Source organism: Pseudomonas sp. H3_E07 (assembly GCF_054668895.1).
The window spans coordinates 3,588,889-3,602,126 of the sequence record NZ_CP162795.1 but is presented as its reverse complement, the minus strand read 5'-3'; the positions used below and the strand labels follow the sequence as shown (position 1 = coordinate 3,602,126).

11 protein-coding genes and 2 pseudogenes are annotated in these 13,238 nt (G+C 59.8%); 5 read left to right on the top strand and 8 right to left on the bottom strand.

Annotated elements, in window-relative coordinates; genetic code table 11:
• Window positions 1-240: 240 nt before the first annotated feature.
• Window positions 241-1,494, top strand: coding sequence for a serine hydroxymethyltransferase (glyA, locus tag AB4O08_RS16515; RefSeq protein WP_010206677.1), 1,254 nt, complete (start codon window positions 241-243; stop codon window positions 1,492-1,494).
• Window positions 1,495-1,605: 111 nt separating this feature from the next.
• Here glyA and yjiA read toward each other — a convergent pair whose 3' ends face one another.
• From yjiA to AB4O08_RS16500, 3 genes are all read right to left on the bottom strand, one after another.
• A complete protein-coding gene (gene yjiA, locus AB4O08_RS16510) occupies window positions 1,606-2,565 on the bottom strand; it encodes a GTPase (protein ID WP_010206678.1) in 960 nt (319 codons plus the stop codon).
• 156 nt (window positions 2,566-2,721) lie between these two features.
• Complete coding sequence (locus AB4O08_RS16505) at window positions 2,722-2,919, bottom strand: YbdD/YjiX family protein (protein ID WP_003194308.1); 198 nt, start codon at window positions 2,917-2,919, stop codon at window positions 2,722-2,724.
• 15 nt (window positions 2,920-2,934) lie between these two features.
• On the bottom strand, window positions 2,935-5,001 hold the full coding sequence (locus tag AB4O08_RS16500) for a carbon starvation CstA family protein (RefSeq protein WP_010206680.1): 2,067 nt from the start codon (window positions 4,999-5,001) through the stop codon (window positions 2,935-2,937).
• 174 nt (window positions 5,002-5,175) lie between these two features.
• Here AB4O08_RS16500 and AB4O08_RS16495 point away from each other — a divergent pair, with 174 nt between their 5' ends.
• Window positions 5,176-5,544, top strand: coding sequence for a PilZ domain-containing protein (locus AB4O08_RS16495; RefSeq protein WP_010206681.1), 369 nt, complete (start codon window positions 5,176-5,178; stop codon window positions 5,542-5,544).
• Window positions 5,545-5,573: 29 nt separating this feature from the next.
• Here the strand turns inward: AB4O08_RS16495 and radA are convergent.
• The 3 genes and pseudogenes from radA to katB all read right to left on the bottom strand — a co-directional run bounded on the left by radA (window position 5,574) and on the right by katB (window position 9,117).
• A pseudogene (gene radA, locus AB4O08_RS16490) lies at window positions 5,574-6,942 on the bottom strand (DNA repair protein RadA).
• 35 nt (window positions 6,943-6,977) lie between these two features.
• Complete coding sequence (locus AB4O08_RS16485; RefSeq protein ID WP_460114224.1) at window positions 6,978-7,517, bottom strand: ankyrin repeat domain-containing protein; 540 nt, start codon at window positions 7,515-7,517, stop codon at window positions 6,978-6,980.
• A 58-nt stretch (window positions 7,518-7,575) separates the two neighbouring features.
• On the bottom strand, window positions 7,576-9,117 hold the full coding sequence (gene katB, locus AB4O08_RS16480) for a catalase KatB (RefSeq protein WP_010206684.1): 1,542 nt from the start codon (window positions 9,115-9,117) through the stop codon (window positions 7,576-7,578).
• A gap of 287 nt (window positions 9,118-9,404) precedes the next feature.
• Here katB and mscL point away from each other — a divergent pair, with 287 nt between their 5' ends.
• Window positions 9,405-9,824 (top strand): large-conductance mechanosensitive channel protein MscL, encoded by a 420-nt coding sequence (gene mscL / locus AB4O08_RS16475; protein WP_010206685.1) that lies wholly within the window; start codon window positions 9,405-9,407, stop codon window positions 9,822-9,824.
• 45 nt (window positions 9,825-9,869) lie between these two features.
• Here mscL and AB4O08_RS16470 read toward each other — a convergent pair.
• A pseudogene (locus AB4O08_RS16470) lies at window positions 9,870-10,645 on the bottom strand (ferredoxin--NADP reductase).
• Window positions 10,646-11,011: 366 nt separating this feature from the next.
• Between AB4O08_RS16470 and AB4O08_RS16465 the strand changes: the two are divergent.
• Window positions 11,012-11,722, top strand: a complete 711-nt coding sequence (locus AB4O08_RS16465; RefSeq protein WP_021492936.1) for a helix-turn-helix transcriptional regulator — start codon at window positions 11,012-11,014, stop codon at window positions 11,720-11,722.
• A 157-nt stretch (window positions 11,723-11,879) separates the two neighbouring features.
• Window positions 11,880-13,004, top strand: coding sequence for a methyltransferase (locus AB4O08_RS16460; RefSeq protein ID WP_044287920.1), 1,125 nt, complete (start codon window positions 11,880-11,882; stop codon window positions 13,002-13,004).
• 66 nt (window positions 13,005-13,070) lie between these two features.
• Here the strand turns inward: AB4O08_RS16460 and AB4O08_RS16455 are convergent, their stop codons facing one another.
• Window positions 13,071-13,238: a DUF2474 domain-containing protein gene (locus AB4O08_RS16455; RefSeq protein ID WP_010206690.1), complete on the bottom strand. Its 168-nt coding sequence runs from the start codon at window positions 13,236-13,238 to the stop codon at window positions 13,071-13,073.

Here is a 13,238-nt window from a genome sequence, read left to right as displayed (position 1 = left end):
GTTCTGCGGTGGGGCAAATGGCCTCTTCGCGAGCAAGCCCGCTCCCACATTTCGACCGCATTCCCCTGAGGGAACTCGATTGAATGTGGGAGCGGGCTTGCTCGCGAAGGCGGCAGCACAGACACCGCCTATCCACAGATGAGCCCCACTTGTCCGCGACATGATGTCCTTTCATATGCCATCTAAAACCCATTGGGTTAGAATGCCCTCCTTTTCTGCCCCCGATCCTTGAGGACCGCCATGTTCAGCCGTGATTTGACTATTGCCAAGTACGACGCCGATCTCTTCGCCGCCATGGAGCAAGAAGCCGTGCGCCAGGAAGAGCACATTGAGCTGATCGCTTCGGAAAACTACACCAGCCCAGCGGTGATGGAGGCTCAAGGTTCGGTCTTGACCAACAAGTACGCCGAAGGTTACCCAGGCAAGCGCTACTACGGTGGTTGCGAGTACGTCGACGTGGTTGAGCAACTGGCCATCGACCGTGCCAAAGAGCTGTTCGGCGCCGATTACGCCAACGTCCAGCCGCACGCCGGTTCCCAAGCCAACAGCGCCGTGTACCTGGCCCTGCTGCAAGGCGGCGACACCATCCTGGGCATGAGCCTGGCCCACGGCGGTCACCTGACCCACGGCGCCAGCGTCTCTTCTTCCGGCAAGCTGTACAACGCCGTTCAATACGGCATCGATGCCAACGGCCTGATCGACTACGACGAAGTCGAGCGCCTGGCGGTTGAACACAAGCCAAAAATGATCGTGGCCGGTTTCTCTGCCTACTCGCAGATCCTGGACTTCCCACGTTTCCGCGCCATTGCCGACAAAGTCGGTGCTTACCTGTTCGTGGACATGGCCCACGTGGCCGGTCTGGTCGCCGCTGGCGTCTACCCGAACCCGGTGCCTTTCGCTGACGTGGTCACCACCACCACCCACAAGACCCTGCGCGGTCCACGTGGCGGCCTGATCCTGGCGCGCGCCAACGCCGACATCGAGAAGAAGCTGAACTCGGCCGTATTCCCAGGCGCCCAGGGCGGCCCACTGGAGCACGTGATCGCCGCCAAAGCGATCTGCTTCAAGGAAGCCCTGCAGCCTGAGTTCAAGACCTACCAGCAACAAGTGGTCAAGAACGCCCAGACCATGGCAAGCGTGTTCATCGAGCGCGGCTTTGACGTCGTGTCCGGCGGTACCGAGAACCACCTGTTCCTGCTGTCCCTGATCAAGCAGGACATTTCCGGTAAAGATGCTGATGCTGCCCTGGGCAAAGCCTTCATCACCGTGAACAAAAACTCCGTGCCGAACGACCCACGTTCGCCGTTCGTCACCTCGGGCCTGCGTTTCGGCACCCCGGCTGTGACCACTCGTGGCTTCAAGGAAGCTGAGTGCAAGGAACTGGCTGGCTGGATCTGCGACATCCTGGCTGACCTGAACAACGAAGCCGTGATCGACGCGGTGCGTGAGAAGGTCAAGGCCATCTGCAAAAAGCTGCCGGTGTACGGCGCTTGATAGCAGTTGCTTGACTAAGAAGCCCGGCTCTTGAGCCGGGCTTTTTTATGCCTGTTCCAACTTGAAGTGCGATCAAATGTGGGAGGGGGTTGCCCCCTCCCACATTTTTGATCAGCGTTGGTGGACCTTCGCAAAGCCCTCGCGAATCTTGTCTTCCGGCAATTCATCGGCAATAAACACAATCACACTCTCCCGCGCCTCGCCTTCGGCCCACTCGGTATCCCAATCGAAACCGTAGAGCTTCAGCACGCCCTGAAACACCATGCGCCGGTCCTCCCCGGCAATGTTCAGTACGCCCTTGTAGCGCAACAGCTGCTTGCCGTGGTCCTCCAGCAGTTCGTTCATGAACTCGCTGAGGCGGTCGATATCCAGCGGCTGGTCAGTGCGCAGCACCAGGCTTGAGATGCGGTCAATGGACGGCGCGGCGCTGACCGGGCGCAGGGTCATGCCGGCGTTGAGATTGAAGCCACGTACGTCGAGCAATTCAGCCAGGTCGATGTTGCCATGGTCCACCACGCGGATCGGCGCGCGGCGGTTGATGCGGGTGAGACGCTCGCTTAGCGCGTCGAAGGTGGCGTCATCCACCAGGTCGCGCTTGCTCACCAGCAGGCGGTCGGCAAAGCCGATCTGGGCCTGGGCGATGGTTTGGGTCAGGTGGTGCTCGGCGTGGGCCGCATCCACCAGGGTGATGATGCCGTCGAGGATGTAGCGCTCGCGCAATTCCTCGTCGATGAAAAAGGTCTGGGCCACGGGGGCCGGGTCGGCCAGGCCGGTGCACTCAATCACCAGACGATCGAAGGCGATCTCGCCGCTGTCCAGGCGTTCGAGCAGCAGGTACAGGGCCTTGGTCAGGTCGGTGTGGATGGTGCAGCACACGCAACCGTTGGACAGGGTCATGACTTGCACCGGCTCGGCGCCCAGCAGCTGGGTGTCGATACCGGCGTCACTGAATTCGTTTTCGATCACGGCGATCTTCAGGCCGTGCTCGGCTTTGAGCAGGTGGCGCAGCAAGGTGGTCTTGCCGGCGCCGAGGAAGCCACTGAGGACGGTCACTGGAATGGGAGAGGACAAAAGCAGTTCTCCTTATAACTGAAGGAACACAAAACAAATGTGGGAGCGGGCTTGCTCGCGAATGCGGTGTATCAGTCAGCACATACATCAACTGACAGACCGCATTCGCGAGCAAGCCCGCTCCCACAGTGGATCACCGCAAGCCCGAGTGCCGGGTTAGCAGCACTTAGGCCCACCCTTGCCGCCGTAACGGGCTTCCTGGCGTTCCCGGAAGAACGCCTTGTAGTCCATCACCGGCTTGTCCGGGTGTTTGGTTTGCATATGCTCGACGTACGTATCGTAGTCGGGCATGCCGACCATCAGGCGCGCGGCCTGACCGAGGTATTTACCGAGGCGACTGATGTCATTGAACATGGTTGCAATCCTCGGTTATGCGTCCGGTACTGCCTGGAACGGCGCTTCTTTATCCGTACGCTCTTTGTTGCCCCAGGCGGCGACGCCAACCTTGAGCGCATAGAACAGAATGCTGAAGACCACGAACAGGAACAGCGCCGTCAGCGTTGCGTTGGTGTAGGCGTTCCAGATCACATGTTGCATCTGGTCGATGTTCTTCGCCGGGGCGAGGATCTGGCCATTGGCCAATGCATCACTGTACTTCTTCGCCAGCGACAGGAAGCCAATCGCCGGGTTGGCGTCGAACAGCTTGATGAAGCCTGCGGTGGTGGTGCAGATCAGCAGCCAGACGGCCGGCAGCATGGTCACCCAGATATAGCGCTGGCGTTTCATTTTGATCAGCACAACGGTGGCCAGCATCAGCGCAATACCTGCCAGCATCTGGTTGGAGATACCGAACAGCGGCCACAAGGTGTTGATGCCGCCCAGTGGGTCGATCACGCCTTGGTACAGCAGGTAACCCCACATGGCCACACAACCGGCGGTCGCGATCAGGTTGGCGGTCCACGACTCGGTGCGTTTGAGCGCCGGTACGAAAGAGCCGAGCAAATCCTGCAACATGAAGCGACCGGCACGGGTGCCCGCATCCACCGCCGTCAGGATGAACAGCGCTTCGAACAGGATCGCAAAGTGGTACCAGAACGCCATGGTGTTTTCACCTGGCAGCACACTGTGCAGGATCTGCGCGATACCCACTGCCAACGTCGGTGCGCCACCGGCACGGGCCAGGATAGTGGTTTCACCGATGTCATGGGCCACCGCGGACAGCGCCTCAGGCGTGATCGCAAAGCCCCAGCTGCTGACGGTCTGCGCCACGGTGACCACGTCGGTGCCGACAATCGCGGCCGGGCTGTTCATGGCGAAGTACACACCCGGCTCGATCACCGACGCGGCAACCATCGCCATGATGGCCACGAAGGACTCCATCAACATGCCGCCATAACCGATGTAGCGGGCATGGCTTTCATTAGCCAGCAACTTTGGCGTGGTGCCGGAAGAAATCAGCGCGTGGAACCCCGAGACCGCGCCACAGGCGATTGTGATGAACAGGAACGGGAACAGGCCGCCCTTCCACACTGGGCCGGTGCCGTCGATGAATTGGGTCAGTGCCGGCATTTTAAGGTCGGGCATGGTCACCAGGATGCCGATTGCCAGCGCAATGATGGTGCCGATTTTCAGGAAAGTGGAGAGGTAGTCACGCGGCGCCAGGATCAGCCACACCGGCAGTACCGCGGCCACGAAGCCGTAGCCGATCAGCATCCAGGTGATCTGGATCCCGGTGAAGGTGAAAGCCTTGGCCCAGACCGGGTCAGCAGCGATCTGCCCGCCCAGCCAGATCGAACCCAGCAGCAACAGCACCCCGATGATCGAGATTTCGCCAATGCGGCCCGGGCGGATGTAGCGCATGTAGATGCCCATGAACATCGCGATCGGGATGGTCGCCATCACCGTGAAGATGCCCCACGGGCTCTCGGCCAACGCTTTGACCACGATCAGCGCCAGCACCGCGAGGATGATGATCATGATCAGGAAGCAGCCGAACAGCGCGATGGTGCCTGGGATACGGCCCATCTCTTCGCGCACCATGTCCCCCAGGGAACGGCCGTTACGACGGGTGGACAGGAACAGGATCATGAAGTCCTGAACCGCACCGGCCAGCACCACGCCGGCAATCAGCCAGAGCGTTCCAGGCAGGTAGCCCATTTGCGCCGCCAGCACCGGGCCGACCAACGGGCCTGCACCGGCAATCGCCGCAAAGTGGTGACCGAAAAGGATGTGTTTGTTGGTCGGCACATAGTCCAGACCGTCATTATTGAGCACTGCGGGGGTGGCCCGCCGTGGATCGAGTTGCATCACGTTGTTAGCGATGAACAGACTGTAGTAACGGTACGCAACCAGATAGATGGCCACAGCAGCGACCACAATCCACAAGGCGTTGATTGCCTCGCCGCGGCGCAAGGCCACTACGCCCAGGGCGCACGCTCCTACGATTGCCAGCACCAGCCAGGGTAGGTGGCGTAGCAGGCTATTATTATTTTTCATTTTTATATTCCAGCCAGGGTGGACAGAAAGGACAGCCATGCCGAGTTTAGCGCTGTTGGCCTTAAAGGCCACCCCCCTACGTTGGTCTAGAGCCTTCTGCGCGCAAAAAAAGCAGAAATACCGGGCCAATGATGGCGCAGGGCTACAATCCCCGTATCTCCAGAGGGTTTCACCATGACCGAACAACCGTCTGACCGCCGCCGTTTCCGTCGTATCGCTTTTGACGCCAAGACTGAATTTCGGCAAAACGGCCGCGAATGGCCGGCGCAACTAGTGGATTTGTCGTTAAAAGGCTTGTTGATACAAAAGCCCGAAGACTGGAAGGGCAACAAGGCGCTGCCGTTCGACGTGGACATACGCCTGGACCCAAAGGCCCATATAAAGATGCAAGTGCGGCTGGCTCATGAGGATCATGGGCAATTGGGCTTTGTGTGCCAGCACATCGACCTGGAATCGATCAGCCATTTGCGGCGGCTGATCGAGTTGAACCTGGGTGACGAGGAAGAGTTGGAGCGCGAGTTGGGCGCCTTGCTAGAGGTTTAACAGCCCACATGGGTTTGCGGTGTTGCCGGTTACTCGAACAACGCATCCAACGCCTGTTCCAACCGCGTCACGCCAATAATCGTGATCCCCGGCGGTGATTCCTTCGGCGCATTGCCCTTGGGCACGATGGCGCGCTTGAAGCCGTGCTTGGCCGCTTCCTTGAGGCGCTCCTGGCCGCTGGGCACCGGGCGCACTTCACCGGACAAACCGACTTCACCAAACACCAGCAAGTCATGGGGCAACGGCCGGTTACGCAGGCTGGACATCACCGCCGCCATCAACGCCAGGTCGGATGCCGTTTCCAGCACCTTGACCCCGCCGACCACGTTGAGGAACACGTCCTGATCGTGGGTCGGGATGCCACCGTGGCGATGCAATACCGCCAACAGCATCGCGAGGCGGTTCTGATCCAGGCCCAACGTCACGCGGCGGGGGTTGGCCAAGTGACTGTCATCCACCAGGGCCTGCACTTCCACCAGCATAGGACGGGTGCCTTCCCAGGTTGCCATCACCACACTGCCTGGGACTTCTTCTTGGGCGCGCGTGAGAAAAATCGCTGAAGGGTTGGAGACTTCTTTCAGCCCCCGGTCAGTCATGGCGAACACGCCCAATTCGTTGACCGCGCCGAAACGGTTCTTCACCGCCCGCAGCAAGCGCAGACGGCCGTCGGACTCACCTTCGAAATACAGCACGGTGTCTACCATGTGCTCCAACACCCGTGGCCCGGCCAGTGCGCCCTCTTTGGTCACATGCCCCACCAGGAAGATCGCTGTTCCGCTCTGCTTGGCATAGCGCACCAGCAGCGCCGCACTCTCACGCACCTGGGACACCCCCCCCCGGCGCCGACTGCAGTTGTTCGGTGAAAATCGTCTGGATCGAGTCGATCACCATGACCTTGGGCTTTTCGATACGCGCCGTGGCAATGATGCTTTCAATGCAGGTCTCGGTCATCACTCGCAACTGATCCTGGGGCAAGCCCAGGCGACGGGCGCGCATGGCCACTTGCTGCTGGGACTCTTCGCCGGTGACATACAGCGCCGGCATGCGGCTGGCGATGCTGCACAAGGTTTGTAGCAGGATCGTCGATTTGCCGATGCCCGGATCGCCACCAATCAGCACCACCGAACCGTCCACCAGGCCGCCGCCCAGCACCCGGTCCAATTCACCGGAGGCCGTGGAGAAACGCGGGATCTCTTCGACACTGACTTCGGCCAACGTCTTGATCTGCGCCTGTTGCCCGGTCCAGCCGGCACGGCCAGTGGGGGCCGCAGCGCCACCGCTCTCGATCATGGTTTCAGTCAGGGTGTTCCACGCACCGCATTCGGTACATTGGCCGGCCCACTTGGGAAAGGTCGCGCCGCACTCCGTGCAGCCGTACATGCGCTTGGCCTTTGCCATTTGAGAACCTCCAACCGAAAAACCGCGATGATAGCTCAGCGCGGCGCCGGGGTCCGGATTTCACCACTGGCCAATCGTGAAGCACTGTTGCCGATCGGGTCTTCGGCGTTGAGGTCCGCGCCCTTGGCCTTCAACGCTTCCAGCAACTCGACACGCTTGAACAGCCCGGCGTACATGGCCGCTTTCTGCCCGGCGCCGTTGCGTTGGTCGGGGTTGCAGTCAGTCGCCAGCAGGCGTTGGGCGATTTTCAGCTCACCCTTGAAGATCGCGCCCATCAGCGCGGTGTTACCGCGCCTGTCCTGCACACAGGCGTCGGCACCGGCATCGAGCAAGCGCTCCACGAACGGGCCCTGACCGTGGTAAGCGGCGAGGATCAGCGCGGTGTAACCCTTGTCGTCCTGGGTGTTGAGGCTGTAGCCGGAGTCGATGAAGGTGTTGAGCATGTCGAGGTCGCCACGGCGGGCGGCGTCGAAATAGTAGTCCTGCAGCTGGGCCTTGAGCGCGACCGGCTCGGGAGACTCGGCATGGGCGACAAAGGCCAGCATGGCCATCAGCAATCCGATAGAAACTCGCATGGGTGTTCTCCTGCCAAGGGTCGACGCCCGTCATTGGGCGCCGACCAGAACCAACGGATCAGTCAGTCAGTTTTTCCGCCAGCGCCTTCACGCGCGCCAGGTCCCCCTTGGCAACCTTGGCCACGCCGGTGCCATATTCCGGGTCGGCCTTGTAGAGGAACGACAGGATGATGTGCTTGCTCTCGTCATCGGTGGTCGCCAGCGAGCCGCCAAAGTTTTCGATCAAGTCCTGGCGCTCTTTCTTGGTGAAAGAGCGGTACAGATCACCGGCCTGCTTGAAGTTCTGCTCACGCTGGATCTTCGCCTGCTGGGTGCTGCCCACCAGGTTCGACTGGCTGTAGCGCGCGGTTTGCGGCTCGTCCCGTGGCAGCAGGCGGCTTGGCTGGTAGTTCACGCCGGTGGTGGTCTTGCCGACGTTCATCGCGCCGTCCTGGTTACCGTTGTTGACAGTCACCCGTGGAGCGTTGATCGGCAGTTGCAGGGCATTGGCGCCCAGGCGGTACATCTGGGTGTCGGCATAGGAGAACACCCGACCTTGCAGCAGGCGGTCCTCGGACGGCTCGATGCCTGGCACCAGGTTGGCCGGGGCCATGGCCACTTGCTCGGTTTCCTGGAACACATTGGCGGGGTTGCGGTTCAGCACCATCTGCCCGACTTTGCGTTCGGGTACATTCGGCCAGATCTTGGTGGCATCCAGCGGGTCGAAGTCGAACTTGGCCAGGTCTTCAGGCTTGAGCACCTGCACGTACAGATCCCACTTGGGGAAATCGCCCTTGTTGATATGGGTGACCAGGTCGTTGGTCATGTGGCTGTAGTCGCGGCCCTGCACTTCGGTGACCTGCTTGGGATCGAGGTTCTTGATGCCTTGCAGGCTCTTCCAGTGGAACTTGACGTAGTGCACTTCGCCCTTGGCGTTGATCAGTTTGTAGGCGTGCACGCCATTGCCGTCCATTTCCCGGTAGCTGGCCGGGGTGCCGGAATCGGAGTACAGCTCGGTCAGCGTGCGCGTGGACTCGGGCACGTGGGAGAAGAAGTCGAAGCGACGGGAATCGTCATCCAGGTTGGTGCGCGGGTCTGGCTTGAAGGCGTGGACCATGTCCGGGAACTTGATCGCATCGCGGATGAAGAACGTCGGGAAGTTGTTGCCCACCAGGTCCCAGTTACCGTCGGCGGTGTAGAACTTGGTGGCGAAACCACGCGGGTCGCGCAGGGTTTCCGGGGAGTGGTTACCGTGGACAACGGCGGAGAAGCGAACGAACACCGGCGTGGCTTCACCGGCCGCGAACACCTTGGCCTTGGTCAGGTCGCTGAGGTTGTCCGTGACGGTGAAGATGCCGTGGGCGCCGGTACCGCGGGCGTGTACCACGCGCTCGGGGATGCGCTCGCGATCGAAGCGCTGCAGTTTCTGGATCAACTGCACGTCTTGCAGCAGCACCGGACCATTGGCGCCGGCGGTCTGCGAGTTCTGGTTGTCGCCAACCGCAGCACCGTTGTCGCGGGTCAGGTTGGCGGCGTGTACGGACAGGGAAAGCAGGCTGGCGGTCGCCAGTACCAGCGCGTATCGCGCTGAAACCGGCCCGCGGCTCATTGGGGTCTTCATCGAGGTTTCCTCTGGTTTTTTTAGTGCACATTCAGTTGTGCTTGCCAGAGGCTAGTGACCCAAGCGTCAGAAGATAAATAGAAAAGCCACAACGACCCGATTAATAAAATAATCTGTTAAGTCACTGATATCAGGCGTATTTCGCGCGCGACTGGTGGCACTTTGCAAACTATTTGCGTTTTAATGTGTCGATAAAAATTAACAGTGTAAACGGTTGTGTCGGGCAAGCCCGCTATGACTGAATTACACTGAGTCCCACCCTTCTCATCTGTAACAAGGAATAACCTATGGGCGTGATCAGTGAGTTCAAGGCCTTCGCGGTCAAAGGTAATGTGGTCGACATGGCCGTCGGTATTATCATCGGCGCCGCCTTCGGCAAGATTGTTTCCTCGTTTGTAGGCGACGTGGTGATGCCCCCAATCGGTCTGTTGATCGGTGGTGTGGACTTCGGAGACTTGGCGATTACGCTCAAGGCGGCACAGGGCGATGTGCCTGCGGTGGTGCTCGCCTATGGCAAGTTCATCCAGAGCGTCATCGACTTTGTGATCGTCGCGTTTGCGATCTTCATGGGTGTGAAGGCGATCAACCGCCTGAAGCGGGAAGAGGCCGTGGCGCCAAGCCTGCCGCCGACGCCGACCAAGGAAGAAGTGTTGCTGGGTGAGATCCGGGATCTGCTCAAGGCACAGAACGACAAGCCGCGCCTGTAACGAACGGTTTGAGAAAAAAGGCGCCTGCTTGAGGCGCCTTTTTTATTACCAGTAGTTTTCCACCGCCACTTGGCCTGGGCGACGGCTCAAGCTCAGGTTCATGTCACGCTGCTTGAGCAACTGCCGCGTGTCATCGACCATCTGCGGGTTGCCGCAGATCAGCACGCGGGAATGTTCCGGGGTCAACTCAACGCCGGCTGCGCGCTCAAGCTCGCCATTTTCGATCAGTGTGGTGATGCGTCCATTCAACGCGCCAGGGTGTTGCTCACGGGTGACTGTGGGAATGTAGATAAGCTTGTGCGCGTATTCGGCGAGATACTCACGCTCGCCCAGTTCCTTGATCAGTGCCTGATAGGCCAGTTCTTTGGCTTCCCGTGCGCTGTACACGAGGATGATGCGTTCGAACTTCTCCCAGACTTCAAAATCCTGCAGGATCGACAGGAAAGGTGCTACCCCGGTGCCCGTCCCCAGCATCCACAAGTCGCGGCCATCGACGAAACGGTTCAAGGTCAGGAAGCCCGTGGCCTGGCGCTCCACCATCAAGGTATCGCCCACACGCAGGCGGCTCAGCTCACTGGTGAACTCCCCCCTGGGACAACGATCGAGAAGAAGTCCAGATGCTCGTCAAACGGTGAGGACACCAGGGAATAGGCGCGCCACACGGTGCTGCCGTCCGCCTTGGTCACCCCCACGCGCACGAACTGCCCCGCCGTGAAACGAAAGCCCGGATCGCGGGTGGTGCGCAGGGTAAACAGGCTGGGGGTCAGCGATTGCACATCGAGCAAGGTCTGGCGGGTAAATTTCTCAGCACTGGCCGTCATGGGGGGCTCCGTTCTACAGGTGCCCTAGTGTCCCTCAAAGTCGCGCGTGGGAACACCTACGGTTGGTAATGGCTTCTTGAGCTCATGGAGCAGTGGCTACGTAATATCACCGCCAATCAATTCGCTATTAGCCTTTCCAGTGGATTCAACAACGCGCTGTTAGTTGATCATTACAACCCTCTAATAAACCGCAATTTTCTCATGTGCCCCTTGCAAAGTTCATGAGCAGCCTTGCAGAAAATTATTAAACACGTGCTTACAAGATCAAATTTTTCCTACCGCCGCGTAGTCCCTGTCCTACACTTTTTTTCTGCAGCTTTGGGGTTCAGGACGTACCCAAATAGCTTAATCCATGGAGATTTACCGATGATCAACTGGCGCAATACAAAACTCCCCAAACTGGAAGGCGAGGACGAGATCACCAGTGTGTTTGAAATGCTTACCAACAAAACGTATGAGCTCGGCTTTCAATACTGTTCCTTCAAGATGAGTTCTCAAATACCCAAAAACAAAGCAAAACCGATCGATATCAACAACTATCCAAGCGAGTGGTCCACGCTGTATGACCAAGCACACTTTTTCGACATAGACCCCGTCGTCCAACACTGCAAGACCTCAGTGCTGCCGGTTGTCTGGGAGGAGAAGACCTTTCGGGACTCGCCCAACCTGTGGTCCCTGGCGCAGACACTGGGTGTGAACGTGGGATGGACGCAAGCCGTGCATGACTTCCGGGGCGTGTTCAGCATGCTGACCCTGGCGCGTAGCAGACACGAAGTCAGCCCGGAAGAGCTGTACGAAAAGGCCGGCCAGGTATTGTGGCTGTGTCACGCAATGCACGCCGTCGTGGCGCAGAAGTATGCGGCCTCCCCCGACGTCATAGCTGCCAGCACACTCACCGCTCGAGAAAGGGAGGTCCTCAAGTGGTCCGCAATGGGCAAGACCGCAGCGGACATAGCCGCCATCCTGTGCTTGTCCGAACGAACGATTGGCTATCATATTTGCAGCTGTTTCAAAAAACTGGGGGTCAATAACAAGATTGCCGCCGTGCTCTGCGCCGCCCGCAGCGGGATTATTTGACCGGCAAAGAAACACCGCATGTATTCCCGCTGAAAAAAACGTAACATTTACGGCCAATTCTGAGTGTTGAGCAGCCCCCTGGGCCGCCTGTTGTTCACTCAGACGGTTTGGTCGGCGACTGCCGAACACCCATCGTTTACCCAGAGCCTCCCCCGCCATGCCCCTGCTCGAAAGCCCCTTCGCCCAGCTCGATCTGATCCGCCAGCCAGAGCAACATAACGATCCGCTGCAAGCCTTCGATGCCGCCGACGAGTACCTGCTCAATCACCTGGCCGAGCAACAGCCGACGGTGACGACGCGCGTGCTGGTGCTCAATGACAGCTTCGGCGCCCTGGCGGCCAGCCTTCAAGGCCAGGTGCAGGTAACCTCCAGTGGTGATTCGTTCCTGGCCGCCCAGGGCCTGGAAAAAAACCTGGTGCGCAACGGCAAGGCTTTTGATGCGGTGGCATTCATCCCCGCCAGCCAGGTTCCGACAGGGCCGTACGACTGTGTGTTGATCCGCGTACCGAAAACCCTGGCCTTGCTGGAAGAACAACTGATCCGCTTGCAAGGCCAACTCGCGCCGGGAGCTCAAGTCATCGCCGGGGCAATGATCAAGCATCTGCCACGGGCGGCAGGCGAGTTGCTGGAGCGTTACATCGGCCCGATGCAGGCGTCGCTGGCAGTGAAAAAGGCGCGTTTGCTGATTGCCACTCCCGAAGACCGTCCTGCTGCAGTCTCGCCCTACCCGACCCGCTACACCCTGGACACGCCGGCCATCGAACTGCTGAACCACGCCAACGTGTTCTGCCGCGAAAGCCTGGACATCGGCACCCGCGCGTTCCTGCCCCACTTGCCGAAAAACCTGGGCAGTGCCTGCGTGGCAGACCTGGGTTGCGGCAACGGTGTGCTGGCGATTGCCAGCGCCCTGCAAAATCCCGAAGCGCACTACACCTTGGTAGATGAGTCCTACATGGCCGTGCAGTCGGCAGCCGAGAACTGGCACGCCGCACTTGGCGAACGCGATGTCGTCGTGCGCGCCGCCGACGGCCTGGCCGGGCAAGAGCCGCAATCGCTGGACGTGGTGCTGTGCAATCCGCCGTTTCACCAGCAGCAGGTGGTGGGCGACTTCCTCGCCTGGCGCATGTTCCAACAGGCGCGGGAAGCGCTGGTGGTCGGTGGCGCCCTCTATATAGTCGGCAACCGCCACCTGGGTTATCACACCAAACTGGCTCGCTTGTTCCGAGGTGTCGAGCAAGTCGCCACCACGCCAAAATTCGTGATCCTCAAAGCGCGCAAATAAAAAAACCCTGCCGATCTCGCGAGGGGCAGGGTTGAAAAGCCGGGCTGCAAAGCCCGGATCGGGATGTCAGTGGGTGGTCAGGCCCGCCGCATTCATGAACATGCGCATCAGGCTCGCCACGACAAACAAGGCCAGCACGCTGCCGGTCCAGATCATCGCCAGCCACCCCAGGCGCCGCCACAACGGCTGTTTCTCGGCCTGTTCGATCTCGTGCAACGAAGGTTTGCCGGACAT

Excerpts from the sequence above, each read along its gene's own strand:
- glyA (WP_010206677.1), top strand. The coding sequence starts at position 241 with ATGTTCAGCCGTGATTTGACTATTGCCAAGTACGACGCCGATCTCTTC.
- AB4O08_RS16460 (WP_044287920.1), top strand. The coding sequence starts at position 11,880 with ATGCCCCTGCTCGAAAGCCCCTTCGCCCAGCTCGATCTGATCCGCCAG.
- mscL (WP_010206685.1), top strand. The coding sequence starts at position 9,405 with ATGGGCGTGATCAGTGAGTTCAAGGCCTTCGCGGTCAAAGGTAATGTG.
- AB4O08_RS16455 (WP_010206690.1), bottom strand. The coding sequence starts at position 13,238 with ATGTCCGGCAAACCTTCGTTGCACGAGATCGAACAGGCCGAGAAACAG.
- AB4O08_RS16505 (WP_003194308.1), bottom strand. The coding sequence starts at position 2,919 with ATGTTCAATGACATCAGTCGCCTCGGTAAATACCTCGGTCAGGCCGCG.
- katB (WP_010206684.1), bottom strand. The coding sequence starts at position 9,117 with ATGAAGACCCCAATGAGCCGCGGGCCGGTTTCAGCGCGATACGCGCTG.
- AB4O08_RS16465 (WP_021492936.1), top strand. The coding sequence starts at position 11,012 with ATGATCAACTGGCGCAATACAAAACTCCCCAAACTGGAAGGCGAGGAC.
- AB4O08_RS16495 (WP_010206681.1), top strand. The coding sequence starts at position 5,176 with ATGACCGAACAACCGTCTGACCGCCGCCGTTTCCGTCGTATCGCTTTT.
- AB4O08_RS16485 (WP_460114224.1), bottom strand. The coding sequence starts at position 7,517 with ATGCGAGTTTCTATCGGATTGCTGATGGCCATGCTGGCCTTTGTCGCC.
- AB4O08_RS16500 (WP_010206680.1), bottom strand. The coding sequence starts at position 5,001 with ATGAAAAATAATAATAGCCTGCTACGCCACCTACCCTGGCTGGTGCTG.